At 64.0% G+C, this 19,036-nt stretch carries 16 protein-coding genes; 11 read left to right on the top strand and 5 right to left on the bottom strand.

Annotation, left to right across the window (positions count from 1 at the left end):
* Positions 1-4 precede the first annotated feature (4 nt).
* The 3 genes from AC0L2Z_RS03035 to AC0L2Z_RS03025 all read right to left on the bottom strand — a co-directional run bounded on the left by AC0L2Z_RS03035 (position 5) and on the right by AC0L2Z_RS03025 (position 2,457).
* Positions 5-847, bottom strand: coding sequence for a shikimate dehydrogenase (locus AC0L2Z_RS03035; protein WP_473482930.1), 843 nt, complete (start codon positions 845-847; stop codon positions 5-7).
* The gene (locus tag AC0L2Z_RS03030) at positions 840-1,439 is read right to left on the bottom strand and encodes a Maf-like protein (protein WP_091592060.1); all 600 of its coding nucleotides are present in this window, start codon (positions 1,437-1,439) and stop codon (positions 840-842) included. The genes AC0L2Z_RS03035 and AC0L2Z_RS03030 overlap by 8 nt, the downstream gene beginning before the upstream one ends.
* 196 nt (positions 1,440-1,635) lie before the next feature.
* Positions 1,636-2,457, bottom strand: a complete 822-nt coding sequence (locus AC0L2Z_RS03025) for a pyruvate, water dikinase regulatory protein (protein WP_023802686.1) — start codon at positions 2,455-2,457, stop codon at positions 1,636-1,638.
* 746 nt (positions 2,458-3,203) lie between these two features.
* Here AC0L2Z_RS03025 and hemE point away from each other — a divergent pair.
* The 3 genes from hemE to rho all read left to right on the top strand — a co-directional run bounded on the left by hemE (position 3,204) and on the right by rho (position 6,341).
* On the top strand, positions 3,204-4,232 hold the full coding sequence (hemE, locus tag AC0L2Z_RS03020; protein ID WP_473626659.1) for a uroporphyrinogen decarboxylase: 1,029 nt from the start codon (positions 3,204-3,206) through the stop codon (positions 4,230-4,232).
* Positions 4,229-4,780, top strand: a complete 552-nt coding sequence (gene hemJ / locus AC0L2Z_RS03015; RefSeq protein WP_473626657.1) for a protoporphyrinogen oxidase HemJ — start codon at positions 4,229-4,231, stop codon at positions 4,778-4,780. Before hemE ends, hemJ begins: the two co-directional genes overlap by 4 nt.
* A 295-nt stretch (positions 4,781-5,075) precedes the next feature.
* Entirely contained in the window at positions 5,076-6,341 is a 1,266-nt protein-coding gene (rho, locus tag AC0L2Z_RS03010) for a transcription termination factor Rho (protein WP_027153631.1), read from the top strand.
* Positions 6,342-6,405: 64 nt separating this feature from the next.
* Here rho and AC0L2Z_RS03005 read toward each other — a convergent pair whose 3' ends face one another.
* Positions 6,406-8,424, bottom strand: coding sequence for a thioredoxin domain-containing protein (locus AC0L2Z_RS03005; protein WP_473626655.1), 2,019 nt, complete (start codon positions 8,422-8,424; stop codon positions 6,406-6,408).
* A 64-nt stretch (positions 8,425-8,488) separates the two neighbouring features.
* Between AC0L2Z_RS03005 and mnmE the strand changes: the two genes are divergently transcribed.
* From mnmE to AC0L2Z_RS02980, 5 genes are all read left to right on the top strand, one after another.
* Positions 8,489-9,811 carry a tRNA uridine-5-carboxymethylaminomethyl(34) synthesis GTPase MnmE gene (gene mnmE / locus AC0L2Z_RS03000; protein WP_473626652.1) on the top strand — a complete coding sequence of 441 codons (1,323 nt, stop codon included), beginning with the start codon at positions 8,489-8,491 and terminating at the stop codon, positions 9,809-9,811.
* 345 nt (positions 9,812-10,156) lie between these two features.
* Positions 10,157-12,031: a tRNA uridine-5-carboxymethylaminomethyl(34) synthesis enzyme MnmG gene (mnmG, locus tag AC0L2Z_RS02995; RefSeq protein ID WP_473626650.1), complete on the top strand. Its 1,875-nt coding sequence runs from the start codon at positions 10,157-10,159 to the stop codon at positions 12,029-12,031.
* Positions 12,028-12,663, top strand: a complete 636-nt coding sequence (gene rsmG, locus AC0L2Z_RS02990; RefSeq protein ID WP_128171034.1) for a 16S rRNA (guanine(527)-N(7))-methyltransferase RsmG — start codon at positions 12,028-12,030, stop codon at positions 12,661-12,663. The genes mnmG and rsmG overlap by 4 nt, the downstream gene beginning before the upstream one ends.
* A gap of 36 nt (positions 12,664-12,699) precedes the next feature.
* Entirely contained in the window at positions 12,700-13,500 is an 801-nt protein-coding gene (locus tag AC0L2Z_RS02985; RefSeq protein ID WP_473536365.1) for a ParA family protein, read from the top strand.
* 35 nt (positions 13,501-13,535) lie between these two features.
* A complete protein-coding gene (locus tag AC0L2Z_RS02980) occupies positions 13,536-14,420 on the top strand; it encodes a ParB/RepB/Spo0J family partition protein (protein WP_473626649.1) in 885 nt (294 codons plus the stop codon).
* A 419-nt stretch (positions 14,421-14,839) separates the two neighbouring features.
* Here the strand turns inward: AC0L2Z_RS02980 and holA are convergent, their stop codons facing one another.
* Positions 14,840-15,883, bottom strand: a complete 1,044-nt coding sequence (gene holA, locus AC0L2Z_RS02975; RefSeq protein ID WP_473522975.1) for a DNA polymerase III subunit delta — start codon at positions 15,881-15,883, stop codon at positions 14,840-14,842.
* Positions 15,884-16,231: 348 nt separating this feature from the next.
* On the opposite strand from holA, the gene AC0L2Z_RS02970 reads away from it, so the two are divergent.
* From AC0L2Z_RS02970 to AC0L2Z_RS02960, 3 genes are all read left to right on the top strand, one after another.
* A complete protein-coding gene (locus AC0L2Z_RS02970; RefSeq protein WP_473626647.1) occupies positions 16,232-17,464 on the top strand; it encodes a thiamine pyrophosphate-dependent enzyme in 1,233 nt (410 codons plus the stop codon).
* Between the two features lie 2 nt (positions 17,465-17,466).
* The gene (locus AC0L2Z_RS02965) at positions 17,467-18,480 is read left to right on the top strand and encodes an alpha-ketoacid dehydrogenase subunit beta (RefSeq protein ID WP_027153639.1); all 1,014 of its coding nucleotides are present in this window, start codon (positions 17,467-17,469) and stop codon (positions 18,478-18,480) included.
* Between the two features lie 229 nt (positions 18,481-18,709).
* Positions 18,710-19,036, top strand: a 327-nt coding sequence (locus AC0L2Z_RS02960; RefSeq protein WP_473498236.1) for a biotin/lipoyl-containing protein, incomplete at its 3' end; no start/stop codon positions are given.

Below are 19,036 nucleotides of genomic sequence, written 5' to 3'. Positions count from 1 at the left end.
TTTTTTACTCCCTGGCGCCGAGATCGGCGACGATCATCTGCCGCAATTCGGCAGTGACCTCAGGCCTGATGCCGAACCAGCGCTCGAAGCCGGGCACCGCCTGGTGCAGCAGCATGCCGAGCCCGTCGACGGCTTTCAGGCCGCGCGCCTTGGCGGCGGCCAGCAACGGCGTTTCCAGCGGCACATAGACAATGTCGGTGACGATGGCATGGTCCGGCAGTCTGGCCGGATCGGCGGACAGGCCTTCATTGCCATGCATGCCAAGCGCTGACGTGTTGACCAGCAGGCCGGCATCGGCAAGCAGCTCGCGGGTCGCCGCCGTGCCGTGGGCCGAGACCCCGGCGCCGAAGCGGTGGCGCAGCTCCTCGGCTCGGGCGAGCGTCCGGTTGACGATGCGGATGTCACTGATGCCGCGCTGCTTGAGCGCATGGATGACCGCGCGGGCGGCGCCGCCGGCGCCAAGCACCACCGCTGGGCCGTTTGCGGCCCAGCCCGTCGCATGCTCGTCGAGATTGGCGGAAAAGCCATGGGCGTCGGTGTTGCCGCCGCACAAAATTCCGCCCTCGAGCCAAAGCGTGTTGACGGCGCCGATCTGTTCGGCCGCGTCGTCGCGGCGCGCCGCCAGCGCGAAGGCGGCCTCCTTGTGCGGGATGGTGACGTTGCCGCCACGATAGCCATTCGCCTCGAGTGTTTCGACGAATTCGGCAAAAGCCTCCGGCGCAACGTCGATCGCCCGGTAGCTACCGTCGATGCCGTATTTCGCCAGCCAGTAGCCGTGGATCTTCGGCGACCGCGAATGCGCGACCGGATGACCGGTGACGAAGGCCTTTTTCGCGGCCTCAGCCATCGATGGCTCCGAACTCGCGCAGCTTGGCCAGGACAGGCAGCAGCGGCAGGCCGACAATGGTGAAATAGTCGCCCTCTACTCTTTCGAACAGCTGGATGCCCTCGCCTTCGATCTGGTACGCGCCGACGCTGGACAGCGCCTTGGCGCCTACCCGCGCCAGATGGCGGCCGATGAAGGCCGGATCGAGCTTTCGCATGGTCAGGCTGGCGACGCCGACATGCCGCCACAGAACTGCGCCGTCGCGGGCCAGCACTACGGCGCTGTTGAGTTGATGGGTCCTGCCCGACAGCGCCAGGAGATGGCGGCGGGCGGCTTCCATGTCGGCCGGCTTATGAAACACTTCGTCGCCGAGCGACAGCGTCTGGTCGCAGCCGAGCACCAGGGCGCCCGGCTTTCGCTCGCTGACCTCGGCGGCCTTGGCCTCGGCCAGCACCAGTGCGACGTCCTCGGGCGAGATACCGCTGCCCTGCAAGGGCGCTTCGAGCGCGCGCTCGTCGACTGCCGCCGGAACCGCCTCGACCGCCACGCCGGCATGGACAAGCAACGCCTTGCGGAACGGGCTGCCGGAGGCAAGGATGATTTTTTCGGCCATTTTTGTCGCCTGCTTCTTCCTTCTCCCCTTGTGGGAGAAGGTGGATTGGCGCGCAGCGCCAAGACGGTTGAGGGGTGTTGGAAGGATCGCCGTCGGTGCCAGGCTGGAACACCCCTCATCCGACCTCGCTTCGCGAGGCCACCTTCTCCCACAAAGGGGAGAAGGAAAGGGCCGCCCACAGCACAAGCGCCCGAACCTAGCGCGTCTTTCCCCGCAGGGCAACGATCGCCGCCGCCGTCTCCTCGATCGAGCGGCGGCTGACGTCGATCATCGGCCAGCCGTGCCGGGTGCAGATCTGGCGGGCGTAGGCGAGTTCCTCGCTGATCGCCGCGCGGTCGACATAGTCGGTCGGCTCGTAGGCACTGGTGTTGCCGAGGATGCGGTTCTGGCGCACCTGCGAGATGCGCTCGGCGGTGGCGATCAGCCCGACGATCAGCGGCTTCGTGGCGTTGACCAGGCTTTCCGGCACCGGCACGCCGATCACGATCGGGATGTTGGCGGTCTTGATGCCGCGATTGGCGAGATAGATGCTGGTCGGCGTCTTCGAGGTGCGCGAAATGCCGACGAGCACGATGTCGGCGTCGTCCATATTGGCAGGCAGCTGGCCGTCATCATGCTCCATGGTGAAGTTGAGCGCGTCGATGCGGCGGAAATATTCGGCGTCCAGCACATGCTGGGCGCCGACACGGCGGCCGGCCGGCGTGCCGAGATAGGACTGGAAGACGGTCAGCACCGGTTCCAGCACGGAGACGCAAGGCAGGCCCATGGCGGCGCAGCGTTCGTCGATGCCGCGGGCGAGCTTCTGGTCGACGACCGTATAAAGGATGATGCCCGGCTCCTCCTCGATGTCCTCGAACACTTTCGTCACCTGCTTTTCGGTGCGGATGAGCGGGTAGATATGCTCGATGGCGCGCGCATCCTTGTATTGCGCCGAAGCCGCGCGCCCGGCCGCCAGCAGCGTCTCACCGGTGGCATCGGAAATCAGGTGAAGGTGAAAGAAGCTCTGGGGTTTGTTCACAGGGGTACGTTCCAAGCTGTGGGCCGATGTGGATAAGGTCGGTCGGAAAGATCGGCCGGTTCGGGGCGACTGTATCAGATGCCAGTTTGTCCACAATTCGATGCGCTGCCGGCTTCGTCGGGCGGCTGGGGACAAGTCCGGGGACGGGCTTTTTCGACTCGGTCTCATCCACAGGGTCATTTTCTCCAGGCGGGCGGTAACGCATTGTTCCGAGTCGGCAATTTCCGACTGTCCCCAAAGTCCTCCTATCCGGCAGAAGAAGCACGCGACAATATGCTGGCTGGCCTTTTCCGGGGCAAGGCGGGACAGCAGACAACCACCGATACCAACAGACTCTTAGAATCATGAGATTCCTAGAAATAGAATATTTAATTATAGAGAAGCCTGGAGAGGCGGAGGATTTGACTCTTTGGCAGGCCCTGGAAGAGATCATGAGCGGTCGTTGCGGATAGGCCTTCAGCTGCCAATCTCTGACGTTAGGGATTGGCCGACTCCGCCCCTCCCTTCGTCATTCCAGGGCGGAGCGAACGCGAAGCGGAGCGCAGACCCTGGGATCCATGCCGTGACACCTGGCGAAAAACGCGGCGGCGCAAAACTAAAGCTGCACTGTCCGCCGGCATCGAGGTTCTGCACTGCCACGGCGCTCCGATGTCACGGCATGGATCCCAGGGTCTGCGCCGCGTCGCTTCGCTCCTTGCTCCGCCCTGGGATGACGAAGGTGACAACATCGGAAAAGCGAGCGCTGAATGCCTGAAAACCGCATCATGCTGGACGTGTTGAGAGGCAAGACGGTATCTCCGGCGCCGCTCTGGATGATGCGGCAGGCCGGCCGCTATCTGCCGGAATATCGCGAGACACGCAGGCGGGCCGGATCGTTCCTCGATCTTTGCTATAATCCGGATCTTGCCGTGGAAGTGACGCTGCAGCCGATCGAGCGTTTCGGCTTCGATGCATCGATCCTGTTTTCCGATATCCTTGTCGTGCCGCATGCGCTGGGCCGCGACGTGCGCTTCGAGGAGGGCCGCGGACCGCTGCTGACGCCGATCTCGGCCGCGGAGATTGCGGCTCTCGACGGCGAAACGTTTCACGTGAATCTCGAACCGGTTTACGAGACGGTCAGACGATTGCGGACAAGACTGCCTGATCAAACGACGCTGATCGGCTTCTGCGGCGCGCCATGGACGGTAGCGACCTATATGATCGCCGGCCACGGCACCTCGGACCAGGCGCCAGCGCGGCTGTTTGCCTATCGCGAGCCGGCGGCTTTCCTGCAATTGCTGAAAGTGCTTGCCGATCACTCGGCTGCCTATCTGATCCGGCAGATCGAAGCCGGCGCCGATGTGGTGCAGATCTTTGACTCGTGGTCCGGCGTGCTCGACGAAGTTTCTTTCGAGGCGTTTTGCGTCAGGCCGGTGACGGAGATCGTCAGGCAGGTCCGGGCCGTCCATCCCGACATTCCGATCATCGGCTTTCCCAAGGGCGCCGGCGCCCATTACCGCAGCTATCGCCAAAAAACCGGTGTGACCGGGCTGGGGCTCGACTGGACCGTGCCGTTGACGACGGCGAAGGAACTGCAGCGCGACGGCGCCGTACAGGGCAATCTCGATCCGTTGCGGCTGGTGGCCGGCGGCAAGGCGCTTTCTGACGGTGTCGACGCAATCCTGGAAGCACTGGGCGATCGACCGCTGATCTTCAATCTCGGCCACGGCATCACGCCGGAAACGCCGATCGCGCATGTTGAGGCGATGGTGAAACTGGTGCGGGCGCATCGATGACCGACATGAACAACGCCAACAGTGGTGCGGGCAGCAGCGGTGGTGCAGCGATGCGTCGAGCATCGATCGCCATCGTCATCTTCCTCGTCCTGGCGGCGCTTCTGTTCCTGTTCGGGCCGGATGATTTCTATCCTTGGGCAAAGGCGATCCATGTCATCGCCGTCATCTCGTGGATGGCGGGCATGCTCTATCTGCCGCGGCTGCTGGTTTATCATGCCGATGCGGAAAAAGGCTCCGTCCAGTCGGAGACCTTCAAGGTGATGGAGCGCCGGCTGCTGCGCGGCATCATCAATCCAGCCATGATCATCACCTGGGCGTTCGGCCTCTGGCTGGCCTGGAAAGGTTTTGGTTTTCAGGGCGGCTGGCTGCATGCCAAGATCGCCGCGGTGCTCGGCCTCTCGGCGGTTCATGGCTACCTCGCCGGCGCGGTACGCAAATTCGCCGAGGACCGCAACGAAAAGCCCGCGAAGCACTGGCGGATCGTCAATGAGATCCCCACATTGCTGATGATCGTCATCGTCGTGCTGGTCATCGTGAAGCCGTTTTGAGCTTCGTCCTCAGCGAATATCCTGTAACGCCGACGATTGGCGAACCATCAATGAGAGCGTCCCCTCTCCCGTCTCTATACGAGGAGAGGATGCCGGCAGGCAGGTGAGGGGCAGCGCAAACCTGAAGCCGGTTGGCGGCCACAAAAGGCGACTTGCTCTTTCAGTCGACCAACGATAAAAGACGGGTCTTCCTTCCCGTCATGCGCCGCCCCATTCATCGCTTCGGCCGCGCCCGGCATTTGTCGCATCCCGCCGATATTTTCCCCATACTTACTCACTCAGAGTCCGTCTAATGATGCAAGAAATGAAACTCACAGAGTTCAAGAACAAGAAACCGCCAGAGCTGATCGCTTATGCCGAATCGCTCGAGGTCGAGAACGCCAGTGTCATGCGCAAGCAGGAACTGATGTTCGCGATCCTGAAGCGGCTGGCGACCCAAGATATCGAGATCATCGGTGACGGCGTCGTCGAAGTGCTGCAGGACGGGTTTGGCTTCCTGCGCTCGGCCAATGCCAATTACCTGCCAGGCCCGGACGATATCTATATCTCGCCGTCGCAGATCCGCCGGTTCTCGCTGAAGACCGGCGACACCGTCGAGGGCCCGATCCGCAGCCCGAAGGAGGGCGAGCGCTATTTCGCGCTGCTCAAGGTCAACACGATCAATTTCGACGACCCGGAAAAGATCCGCCACAAGATCCATTTCGACAATCTGACGCCGCTTTACCCGACCTCGCGGCTGAAGATGGAAATGGACGTTCCGACCTCGAAGGACATCTCGGCCCGCGTCATCGACCTGGTGGCGCCGCTCGGCAAGGGCCAGCGCGCCCTGATCGTGGCGCAGCCGCGCACCGGCAAGACGGTGCTGTTGCAGAACATCGCCCATTCGATCACCACCAATCATCCCGAATGCTACCTGATCGTGCTGTTGATCGACGAGCGGCCGGAAGAAGTCACCGACATGCAGCGCTCGGTGAAGGGCGAGGTCGTCTCCTCGACCTTCGACGAGCCGGCGGTGCGCCACGTCCAGGTCGCCGAAATGGTGATCGAGAAGGCCAAGCGCCTGGTCGAGCACGGGCGCGACGTCGTCATCCTGCTGGATTCGATCACCCGCCTCGGCCGCGCCTACAACACCGTGGTGCCGTCGTCCGGCAAGGTGCTGACCGGCGGCGTCGACGCCAATGCGCTGCAGCGGCCGAAGCGCTTCTTCGGCGCCGCCCGCAACATCGAGGAAGGCGGCTCGCTGACCATCATCGCCACCGCGCTGATCGACACCGGCAGCCGCATGGACGAGGTCATCTTCGAAGAGTTCAAGGGCACCGGCAATTCGGAAATCGTGCTCGACCGCAAGGTGGCGGACAAGCGCATCTATCCGGCCATGGACATCCTCAAGTCCGGCACCCGCAAGGAAGATCTTTTGGTCGCCCGCCAGGACCTGCAAAAAATCTTCGTGCTGCGCCGCATCCTGGCGCCGATGGGCACCACCGACGCCATCGAGTTCCTCATCGACAAGCTCAAGCAGACCAAGACCAACGCGGATTTCTTCGATTCGATGAATACGTAAGGGGCTGGCGCCTCTTGCCTTCTCCCCCGGTGGGAGAAGGTGGATCGGCGCAGCATCCCCTCTCCTATCCGCGCCGCAACCGACGCTCGAGTTCCTCGGCGTCCGTTATCACCGGCAAGCAGACCTGCCCCGTGCACAGCCAAGCGCCGGGCTTGCTCGTTGGCGGCAGAACGCCGTCTGGCAGCAACGGCAGGTTTGTCGCCGAGCCGACCGGCACGATCGTGTCGATCCGGCGCGGGTCCGGATTTCGATTCGCAACCGGAACAAGCCCCGGATTCTCTGGGCTATCCACCAGCACCAGCTTCAACGGCTCGAGTGCCAAGGCACAGGCGTTGACGATTCCCGCCTGGCCATAGGCCTGATGCACCGCCCGGCCGGCCGCGTGTTCGGCGACCTTCCAGGTTTTTTCCTGCAATTCGGGAGCGCCGGAAAGCGACGACAACCGGACCATGGCCTCGATGATCTGGCTGGTGGCTGACGGAATGGCCTCGTCGGCATCGCCCCTGATGCGGATCGGCACGTCGCTGCTGTCCGACGCGGTGAGATAGTAGCCGGTGTTGTTCTCATCACTATGCCATTGGTCGAGCTGCGCGATGAATTGGCCGGCCAGTTCGGCATAGCTCGATGTGCCGGTAGCCTCGAACAGCGAGATCGCGGCGTTGGCCATGGCGGCGTAGTCGCTCGACAGCGCCGGAAACAGCTTCTTGGCGCCTAGCATCGAATGTGGCAGGCGACCGTCTCGACCGGCACTGGCAATGGCGGCAAAGGCCTGTTCCGCTGCCTCGATCCAGTCGATCCGTTTCAGCGCGCGCCCGGCTTCGGCGAGAGCGGCGATCACCAGGCCGTTCCAGTCGGTCAGGATTTTTCCGTCGCGCCCGGGCCTGACGCGCTGCTCCCTGGCTGCCAGCAGTTTTTCTCTGAGCGCAACGAGCCGGTCGCGATCGGCGATGCTTTGTGTTTGCTGGGCCGCAGTCCGGTGGATGATCGGCTTGCCCTCCCAGCCTTGCGGGCTGGAAAGCGTGAAGTATTGGAAAAACAACGCCGATTCGTCACCGAGAGCAGTTTCGATCTCATCCCTGCTCCAGGTGTAGAACAACCCCTCCTCGCCCTCGCTGTCGGCGTCCAGGCTGGCAGCGAATGCGCTGCCTTCGACGCGCATCTCGCGCAACAGCCAGTCGACCGTCTCTTCGATTCGTATCCGGAACAATTCGTTGCCGGTTGCCGCATAAGCCCAGTTGCACAGCCGGATGAGCTGTGCGTTGTCGTAGAGCATCTTTTCGAAATGCGGCACCAGCCATTCGGCATCGGTCGAATAGCGGCTGAGGCCGCCGCCGACATGGTCATAGATGCCGCCTGCCAGCATCTTTTCGAGGCTGAGCAGGACAGCGTCGCGGTGGGCTGTGGCGCCGTCGCGCAGCCAGGACAGCCACAGCGTCTGCATGAACGGCGCATTGGGGAATTTGGGCGCGCCGCGCAGGCCGCCCAGATCCCTGTCGATCATGCCGTCGACGCCGTTGGCGAGTGTCGCGAGCGTGTCGCGGTCGAGCACCGCCTTGGCATGGCTGCCCGCCAGCCGCGCCTCGACATGCGTGGTCAGGCCGTCGGCGCTTTGGTTAACGCTTCCTTTCTTCTCCCGCCACGCCTTGTCGACCGCCTCCAGCACCTGGACGAAACCCGGGCGGCCGTAGCGGGCCTCGAGCGGAAAATAGGTGCCGCCCCAGAAAGGTTTTCCATCCGGCGTCAAAAACATGGTCAGCGGCCATCCGCCCTGCTCGCCCATCGCCGACAATGCGGCCATATAGATCTGGTCGATGTCCGGCCGCTCTTCGCGATCGACCTTGATATTGACGAACAGACGGTTCATGACGGCGGCGACGTCGCCGTTCTCGAAACTTTCGTGCGCCATGACATGGCACCAGTGGCAGGCGGCGTAGCCGACTGAGAGCAGGATCGGCCGCTCGAGCGCCTTGGCTTCGGCGAGAGACGCCGGCGACCACGCCCGCCAATGCACCGGGTTGCCGCTGTGCTGCTGCAGATAGGGGCTGGCCTCTTCGGCAAGCAGGTTTTTCGCGGGCAACGTCACTGTTGATAACTCGGCAATCTGTTGGTGAACAAGCGAAGCTAGGGCGGTTGTGCTGGGTCGGCAAATGATTTCAGGTAATTCCATTGTTGCCCTGTCGAGCGGCCGCCTGCCCGCCGGGGTTGCCGTGATCCGCATTTCCGGCCCGCAAAGTCGATTCGTCGTAGAAACGATTGCTGGCCCCAAGGTCAAGAACCGTGTTGCCGCCTATCGCCAGTTCAGGGCGCCGGACGGATCGGTGCTCGACAGCGGGCTGGTCGTTTTCTTTGCCGGCCCAAACAGCTTTACCGGCGAGGATGTCGCTGAATTCCACGTCCATGGCGGGCGGGCCGTGGTGGCGAAGATGCTGGAGGTGATCGCCGGCTTCGACGGCGTCAGACATGCCGAGCCGGGCGAGTTCACCCGCCGCGCCTTTCTCAATGGCAAGGTCGATTTGGTCGAGACCGAGGCGCTGGCCGATCTCGTCAATGCCGAGACTGAGGCGCAGCGGCGTTTTGCCGTCCAGAATGCCGAAGGCGTGCAGAGCGAGCTCTACCTCGCCTGGCGCCGCCGGCTGATTCATGCGCGCGCGATGATCGAGGCAGAAATCGATTTTGCCGACGAAGACGATGTGCCCGGTTCCGTTGCAGAGACGGTCTGGTCCGACGTCCGCGCGATGATCGGCGAGATCGAGCGTCATGTCCAAGGCTTCCGGGCCGCCGAAATCATCCGTGACGGCTTTGAGGTCGTCATTCTTGGTGCGCCGAACGCCGGCAAATCGAGCCTGTTCAACGCTTTGGTCCGGCGCGATGCGGCGATCGTCACCGAGGAGCCCGGCACCACCCGCGATCTGCTCGAGGTGGTGCTGGACCTGGAGGGGATGCGCATAAGAGTGACCGATACCGCCGGCCTGCGCGATACGCCCGGCAGGATTGAGGCGATCGGCATCGAAAGAGCAAGGAGCAAGGCCGGCACTGCCGATTTGTTGCTGATGCTGGAGGATATGGTGGAGCCGGTGCCGATCGGCGCAATACCACCTGATGTCCCGGCCTTGAGGATCGGGACGAAGGCCGATTTGCTGCGGGATGAATCGCTTGTGGCGCGCTACGACGCGGTTATCTCGACCAAGGACGGCACCGGGCTGGCGGAATTGCTGGTCGAGATCGGCCGTCGCGCCGCAGCGCAGGTCGGCCAGGCCGGCGAGATCCTGCCTTCGCGGCTGCGGCACGTCGAACTGCTCAACGAGACGAAGCACTTCCTGCTGGTGGCAGCGGCAGAGCATGGACGCGGGCAGGAACTGCGGGCAGAGGAATTGCGGCTGGCGGCGGATCGGCTTGGCCGCATCATTGGGGCGGTCGATGTCGAGGACATGCTCGACGTCATCTTTGCGCAGTTCTGCATCGGCAAATGACTCACGTGAAACATTGCGGGCCGGCCAGCTCTGGGTGATTCACGTGAAACACCACGCGATTAGCTCGAAGGCATTGTTTCACGTGAAACGATCCACGGTCCCCGAGGCGGGATCGAATTTCAGACTTAGCGCTGCCCTCATTGCCCTGCCGGGCATTTCTCCCCGTCTAGTGACGGGGGGAAAGACACAACCGTCGACGGTTTCCCAATCACCAGCGTTGCAAAAGACCCGTCGTTGCTGCGGCTAGCCCGCTTCTCCCCGTCACTATACGGGGAGAAGGTGCCGGCTTGACACCACGTCCTGACGGGGACATGTGTCGGTCAACCTGAATCTGGAACCCTAAAAATGACCGATCACTATGATGTGGTTGTGGTGGGCGGCGGCCATGCTGGTTGCGAGGCGGCCAGTGCTGCCGCGCGCGCTGGCGCGAAGATTGCCCTGGTGACGCTGCGCTTCGAGACGATCGGCGTCATGTCGTGCAATCCGGCGATCGGCGGGCTCGGCAAGGGCCATCTGGTTCGCGAGATCGATGCCATGGACGGGCTGATGGGGCGCGTCGCCGATGCGGCCGGCATCCAGTTCCGTCTGCTCAACCGCCGCAAGGGCCCGGCAGTTCGCGGGCCGCGGACGCAAGCCGACAGAAAACTCTATCGGCTCGCCATGCAAGCGGCGATACGCGAACAGGCCGGCCTCGACGTGGTCGAGGGCGAGGTCCTGGATTTCGAAATCGCCAATGAGCGCCTGGCGGCGGTGCTGCTGGCGGATGGCCGCCGGTTTGGCTGCGGCGCCGTGGTGCTGACCACCGGCACTTTCCTGCGCGGGCTGATCCATATCGGCGAGAAGAAGATCGTTGCCGGCCGCATGAACGAGCAGGCCAGCCTCGGCCTGTCGGCGACGATGAGCCGCGCCGGCTTCAAGCTCGGACGGCTGAAGACCGGCACGCCGCCGCGGTTGGACGGACGAACGATCGATTGGGCGTCGCTGGAGAGCCAGGCGGCGGATGACGACCCGGTGCCGTTCTCGCTGATGACCGACCGCATCGACAATCCACAGATCCATTGCGGCATCACGCGCACGACGGCGGCTACACATGAGCTGATCCGCGCCAATCTGGGCCGTTCGGCGATGTATTCCGGCTCGATCGAAGGGGTGGGGCCGCGTTACTGCCCGTCGATCGAGGACAAGATCGTCAAGTTCGGCGACCGCGAAGGCCACCAGATTTTTCTCGAGCCGGAAGGGCTGGACGACGATACCGTCTACCCGAATGGCATTTCGACCTCGCTGCCCGAGGACGTGCAACTCGACATTTTGAAGACCATCCCGGGTCTGGAACGTGCAACGATGCTGCAGCCCGGCTATGCCATCGAGTACGATCATGTCGATCCGCGCGAGCTCAAGCCGACGCTGGAAACCAAGCGGATCGCCGGTCTTTTTCTGGCCGGGCAGATCAACGGCACCACCGGTTACGAGGAGGCGGGGGCGCAGGGGTTGTTGGCCGGCCTCAACGCCGCGCGCAAAACGTCGGCAAGCGACCAGATCGTGCTCAGCCGCACCGAGGCCTATATCGGGGTGATGGTCGACGACCTGACCAGCCGTGGCATCGCCGAACCGTATCGGATGTTCACTTCGCGGGCCGAGTTCCGGCTGTCGCTGCGCGCCGACAATGCCGATGAGCGGCTGACGCCGCTGGCGATCAAGCTCGGGATAGCCTCGCAGGAGCGGATGCAACGGTTTAGCGATATCGTGCAGAACCTTGAAAATGCGAGGGACCTTGCGCTTGGCTTCACCATGACCCCGAATGAAGCGGCGCGTCATGGGCTGGAGATCAACCGGGACGGGGTGCGCCGCTCGGCCTATGAATTGCTGGCCTATCCCGGCGTCGACGTCGCTTGGCTGGCCCGGATCGCCCCGCAGTTTGCGGGCATTGACAGCAAAACGGCAGAGCGCCTTGAAACGGAAGCGAAATATTCAGTCTATCTCGACCGCCAGCAAGCCGACGTCACGCAGATCAGGCAAGAGGAGAGCCGATTGATCCCGGCGTCGCTCGACTTTGGTTCCGTTCCGGGCCTGTCCAACGAGCTGAAGCAAAAGATGCTGTCGCGCCAGCCGCGCTCGATCGCCGACGCACAGCGTATGGAAGGCATGACGCCGGCGGCACTGGCAATCATTGTCGCGCATGTCCGCAACGCCGAGGCTGCCACGCGAAGGAATGTTGCGTGAGCGCTGCCTCATGGGCCGGCCTGCAATCGGCTGCCGGTCCGGTTTCACGTGAAACATTCGAACGCCTGGTAGAGTTCGAGACGGTCTTTCAGAAATGGAACCGCCGGATAAACCTGGCGGCGCAGTCGACGCAGGGCGACGTCTGGCGCCGCCACATCCTCGACAGCGCGCAGCTGGCGCGAATCAAACCAGACGCGAAGCGCTGGCTCGATCTCGGCTCCGGTGGCGGTTTTCCCGGCCTGGTGCTGGCGTTCCTGCTTGCCGAGCGCGACGGCGCCAGCATCGACCTGGTTGAAAGCAATCGGAAAAAGGCATCGTTCCTGCAAGCAGTCGTCGGCCAGTTCAACCTGCCGGCCAGGGTCGTCGCACGGCGCATCGACGACGCGTATCCGTTTGTTTCAACACCTCAAATCGTTACCGCCAGAGCGCTGGCGTCGCTTCCGGTGTTGCTCGAACTGGCGGCGCCGTGGCTGACGACGGGCACCTGCGGCCTGTTCCACAAAGGCCGGGATTACCGAACCGAATTGGCAGAAAGCGCTCAACGATGGTCGTTCGATCTGGTAGAACATGCCAGCGCGACCGACGCTCATGGCGTCATCCTCGAACTGTCTGATTTGCGCCAACTGACTTAGATCGGCGACCTCGGCATGAATTTCTGGCATAGACCCATGATGAAGAATGGCCCCCGAATCATCACCGTAGCCAACCAGAAGGGCGGCGTCGGCAAGACGACGACCGCCATCAATCTGGCCACGGCGCTGGCGGCGATCGGCGAGCGGGTGCTGATCGTCGATCTCGACCCGCAAGGCAACGCCAGCACCGGTCTCGGCATCGACCGGCGCGACCGCACCGTTTCCTCCTACGACGTGCTGACCGGCGAGCTCGATCTGGAGGCGGCGGCGATCCCGACGGCGGTGCCGGGACTGTCGATCGTGCCGTCGACGCTCGACCTGCTCGGCATCGAAATGGAGATCGCCTCGGCGCCGGACCGGGTGCTGCGGCTGCGCAACGCCTTGAGCGCCTCGGCCGAGCGCTCGGCGAATTTTGGCTATGTGCTGATCGATTGCCCGCCGTCGCTCAATCTGCTGACGCTGAACTCGATGGCGGCAGCCGATTCGGTGCTGGTGCCGCTGCAATGCGAGTTCTTTGCGCTCGAGGGCCTGAGCCAGCTTTTGGAGACGGTCGAGCAGGTCCGCCGCTCGATCAATCCCGAGCTGACCATCCAGGGCATCGTGCTGACCATGTTCGACGGGCGCAACAACCTCGCCAACCAGGTGGTGCAGGACGTGCGGGCGCATATGGGCGACAAGGTCTATGAAACCGTCATCCCGCGCAATGTGCGCGTCTCCGAGGCGCCGTCCTACGGCAAGCCGGCGATCCTCTACGACCTCAAATGCTCCGGCAGCCAGGCCTATCTGCAGCTTGCCTCCGAGGTGATCCGCCGCGAGCGCAAACTGCGCGCCGCTTAGAAGCCGAATTGATACCGAAACGATCTGGACAGACGATGAGCGAAGACCTTTCGAGAAAAAGACTGGGCCGGGGACTGGCGGCGCTGATCGGCGAAATCGATCGTCCGGCAGTAGTGGAAAAGCCGGGCATGAATGCCGACGGCAAGGTGCCGATCGAGTTCCTTAGCCCGAACCCAAAGAATCCACGCCGGCATTTCGGCGACGCCGACCTGACCGATCTTGCCCAGTCGATCCGCGAACATGGCGTGGTGCAGCCGGTGGTGGCGCGGCCATCGCCGACGCAGGCTGGCCGCTACGAGATCATCGCCGGCGAGCGGCGCTGGCGCGCCGCGCAGCGCGCCGGGCTGAGCGAGATCCCGATCATCGTGCGCGATGTCAACGATCGCACCGCGCTCGAGCTGGCGATCATCGAAAACGTCCAGCGCACCGACCTCAATCCGGTCGAGGAGGCGATGGGCTACCAGCAGCTGATCGACGATCACGGCTACACCCAGGCCGATCTCGGCCAGGTGATCGGCAAGAGCCGCAGCCATGTCGCCAACACGCTGCGGCTGTTGAAGCTGCCGGACGTGATCCGCGACATGCTGGTCGACGGCGCGCTGTCGGCCGGCCATGCCCGTACATTGGTGACGGCGCAGGATCCGGTGGGCCTGGCCAAGCGCATCGTCGAGGACGGGCTTTCGGTGCGCCAGGCCGAAGCGCTGGCGCAGATGCCGGCGGGTGCGCCGACGGTGAAGCGACAGCCTGCAGCACCGGTGCAAAAGGATGCTGATACGCGGGCGCTGGAAAAGTTCATGACCGACACGCTCGGCATGTTCGTCACGATCGAGCACAACGAGCGCGGCGGCGTGATCAGCGTCGCCTATCGGACGCTGGAGCAACTCGACGAGCTTTGCCGGCGGCTGAAGCAGGAGCAGTAGTTAGCCGGCAAAGAGCCTAGGGGGTCCCGCTTGCTTTAGACGAGGATCGGCGACCTTATAGGCTACCTGCTCCAGCGTTTGCGCCGCCCCTCACCTGCCTGCCGGCATCCTCTCCCCGTATAGTGACGGGGAGAGGGGGCTGTCATCGACGGCTTCGCCAATCACCAACGTTGCAGATAAGAGGCCGGCAGGGCAATGAGGGGCGGCGATTGCCAGCCCTTCCCTTTTCCAGCGCCGGTGATTGGCGAAATCGTCGAGGCTGCTGATCTCCCTCCCTGAGGGGGAGATGGCCGGCAGGCCAGAAGGGGTCGCCTCACATCAAGCGCCGGCACCTTGCTGAAGCGAAGAAGATGTCGGCGCTCCACGCGCTGCGACCCCCTCTGTCGCCTTCGGCGACATCTCCCCCTCAAGGGGGGAGATCAGGTGCGCGCCAGTCTTGCGCTCTCCACGGCGATGCCGAGCAGCGCCTGTCGGGCCAGCGCGACCGCGAGGTCCGGCCGGCGCCGGGTCTGCAGCACCGCCGTCTGCAGGCGGTTGAGCGCGCGGGCGAGCGCCTCGCTGCTCCAGCGTTCGAGGGCTTTTTCGACCAGCTTGCGCCGCGCGAAAAAAACCGGCGGGCGCGCCGCGGCGACGACCGAAGCGGCGTTGCGGCCGCCGGCGTCCATCAGGCCGCGCATTGCCTGGATCGCCTGCAGCTGCCGCATCGCCGACGACAGCACCAGAAATGCCTGGCCGCCGGACTGGCAGTGACGGGTGAAGGCTATGTCGAAGTCGCCGACCTTGCCGTCGAGCAAAGCATCGACGGCGTCATCGAAGGACAGGCCAGAGACGTCGCCCGACGTCGCCTTGACGTCATCGAGGCCGATTTCGCTCTGGCCGTGGGCATAGAGCACCAGCTTTTCGATCTCGCCGCGCGAGGCCAGCCGGTCACCACCGAGGTTGCGGCGCAGCGCCTGGCGGGCTTCCAGCGTCATCGACATGCCGGCCTTGCGCAATTCGTCGTCGATGACCGTATCGATGTCCCGCGCCTCGTCGGTGTAGCACGGCAGCGCCATGGCAATGTCCGCCGCCTCGACAATGGCGCGCAGCCCGACGCCCTTCTTCAGGTCGCCGGCCTCGATCAGGATAATGGCGTCACGCGGCGGCTCCGCGGTCAGCGCCTTGACGTCGTCGGCAAGCGCCTTCTGGCCGGACGCATTGCGCACCCAGAGCAGGCGCCGGTCCGAAAACATCGGCACGGTGCGGGCCTCGTCGAGCAGGCGGCCCTCGTCGCGATCGACTTCCGAACCGTCCAGCCTGACCACGGAGAACGGATCGTCGAGCGGCAGGCCGGTCTTGCCGGCAAAGGCGCGGGCGCGCTCGGCGACCAGCCCGCGGTCGGGCCCGTAGAGCAGGACGATCGAGACACGCGGGTCCGGCCGCGCCAACCACGAATCGACCTCGTAACCTTTCTTCTGTGCCATGGGTTATGGGTTAGCATGATGCGGGCGCCGGGTGAAACGATAGGTGGGCAATCGCTGCGGACAAACGTTGAGGAGCGTGATCCCCCCACAAGGGGGAAGATTGGCAGCTCCGGCCGCCGTGCTCAGCCTCAATCCGAGGCCTTGTCCAATCTGGCGGGAAACCCGGCGCAATCATGCGCCAAATTGCGCGCAGAGCCGGAAGATCGACAAGAAATTTCGCTGACATATCTTCATCCTGGCTAGTGCTGCTGACGGCGCGGTGGTTGGCCGGAAGCCTTGCCCGACGAATTGGCACTGGTCTCCCGGTGTGCAAGTATCTTGGCCGGGCAACATGGGAGGACGAAGGTCATGGCCGATGCGGGAATGTTGCGCTTCCATGTGCCGGAGCCCGAGGTGCGACCGGGCGGAACGCCGGATTTTTCTGATGTGACCATCCCCAAGGCCGGCTCGGTGCCGCGTCCCGAGATCGATGTCGATCCGCGTGATATCCGCGACCTGGCGTTTTCGATCATCCGCGTGCTCAACCGCGCCGGCGAGGCCGTCGGGCCGTGGGCCGGGCTGCTTTCCGACGACGAGTTGCTGGAAGGCCTGCGCCACATGATGACGCTGCGCAGCTTCGACGCGCGCATGCAGATGGCGCAGCGCCAGGGCAAGACTTCCTTTTACATGCAGCACCTCGGTGAAGAGGCGGTGAGCTGCGCCTTTCGCAAGGCGCTGGCGCCGGGCGACATGAACTTTCCGACCTATCGGCAGGCTGGCCTGCTCATCGCCGACGGCTATCCGATGGTTACGATGATGAACCAGATCTATTCGAACGAGGCCGACCCGCTGAAGGGCCGGCAGCTGCCGATCATGTATTCGTCGAAGGAGCATGGTTTCTTCTCGATCTCCGGTAATCTGGCGACGCAATATATCCAGGCAGTCGGCTGGGCGATGGCTTCGGCGATCAGCAATGATTCGAAGATCGCCGCCGCCTGGATCGGCGACGGCTCGACGGCCGAGTCCGACTTTCATTCGGCGCTGGTCTTCGCCTCGACCTACAAGGCGCCGGTGGTGCTCAACGTCGTCAACAACCAGTGGGCGATCTCGACCTTTCAGGGCATTGCCCGCGGCGGCTCCGGCACATTTGCCGCCCGCGGCCTCGGCTTCGGTATTCCGTCGCTTCGGGTCGACGGCAACGATTATCTCGCCGTCCACGCGGTGGCCAAATGGGCGGCGGAGCGGGCGCGGAAAAATCTTGGGCCGACGCTGGTCGAATATGTCACCTATCGCGTCGGGGCGCATTCGAGTTCCGACGATCCGTCGGCCTACCGGCCGAAGGCCGAATCCGACGCCTGGCCGCTCGGCGACCCGATCGTCAGGCTGAAGAACCATCTCATCCAGCGCGCTGTCTGGTCGGACGAGCGCCACACCCAGGCCGAGGCGGAAATCCTCGAAACGGTGATCGCGGCGCAAAGGGAGGCCGAGCGCCACGGCACGCTGCATGCCGGCGGCAAGCCTTCGACGCGTGACATGTTCGAGGGCGTCTATGGTGAGATGCCGCCGCATCTCAGACGCCAGCGCCAGCAGGCGGGGGTCTGACCATGCCAAGACGGACCATGATCGAGGCGATCCGCGACGCCATGGACGTCTCGATGGGGCGCGACGAACGCGTCATCGTGTTCGGCGAGGATGTCGGTTTTTTCGGCGGCGTGTTTCGCTGCACCCAAGGCCTGCAGGCGAAATACGGCAAGAGCCGCTGCTTCGACACGCCGATCAGCGAAGCCGGTATCGTCGGCTCGGCCATCGGCATGGCCGCCTACGGCCTGAAACCTTGCGTCGAGGTGCAGTTTGCCGACTATGTTTATCCGGCCTATGACCAGATCGTCTCGGAGGCAGCGCGGCTGCGCTACCGCTCGAACGGCGATTTCACCTGCCCGATCGTGGTCAGGATGCCGACCGGCGGCGGCATTTTTGGCGGCCAGACCCACAGCCAGAGCCCGGAGGCGCTGTTCACGCATGTCTCCGGCCTGAAGGTCGTCGTGCCGTCCAATCCGCATGACGCCAAGGGTCTTCTGATCGCGGCGATAGAGGATCCCGATCCGGTGATCTTCCTCGAGCCGAAGCGGCTCTACAACGGCCCGTTCGATGGCCATCACGAGCGCCCGGTGACGCCGTGGTCGAAGCATGAGCTCGGCGAGGTCGCCGACGGGCATTATACGGTCCCGCTCGGCCGGGCGGTGATCCGCCGGCCGGGCGCCGCTGTCACCGTGCTGGCCTACGGCACGATGGTCTATGTCGCGCAGGCGGCGGCCGAGGAGACCGGCATCGACGCCGAGATCATCGATCTGAGGACGCTGCTGCCACTCGATCTCGAGACGATCGTCGACTCGGTCAACAGGACAGGTCGCTGCGTGATCGTGCACGAGGCGACGCTGACATCCGGCTTCGGCGCCGAGCTGTCGGCGCTGGTGCAGGAAAACTGCTTCTACCATCTGGAAGCGCCCGTGGTGCGGGTCGCCGGCTGGGACACGCCCTATCCGCATGCGCAGGAGTGGGACTATTTCCCCGGTCCGGCCAGGCTCGGCCGCGCGCTCGTCGAAACGATGGAGGCCTGACGATGGCAGGCAGAGCCTCGGACCAATTGCCAATGGTGGCGCCGCCCCTCATCCGCCTGCCGGCACCTTCTCCCCGTGCAGAACGGGGAGAAGGGACTGGTCGCCACGCCGGCGATCCCCAACTCCCCGTTTTTCACGGGGGTCCGAAGGACGGGCGAGACAAGCGGCTCGCCCCGGAATGGGCAGGGGTGAGGGGCAGCGCAAACGCTTCGGTAGAGGGGACCTGACGATGGGCGAATATGTGATCAAGCTGCCCGATGTCGGCGAAGGCGTCGCCGAGGCCGAACTGGTCGAATGGCAGGTCAAGGTCGGCGATCTCGTGCGCGAGGACGCGGTGCTTGCCGCCGTCATGACCGACAAGGCGACGGTCGAGATTCCTTCGCCAGTCGACGGCGAGATCGTCTGGCTGGGTGCGGAGATCGGCGACACGGTGGCGATCGGCTCGCCCATTGTACGCTTGAAAGTGGCCGGCGAGGGCAATGTGAAGGCAGCTGCGGAGCCGGGTGGCGAGGCGGCCGCCAAGAGCACCGACCGCAGTACCCCCACCCCTAACCCC

The sequence above is a fragment of the Mesorhizobium sp. WSM4850 genome (assembly GCF_055811735.1).
This window is presented reverse-complemented; position numbering and strand designations above follow the sequence as displayed.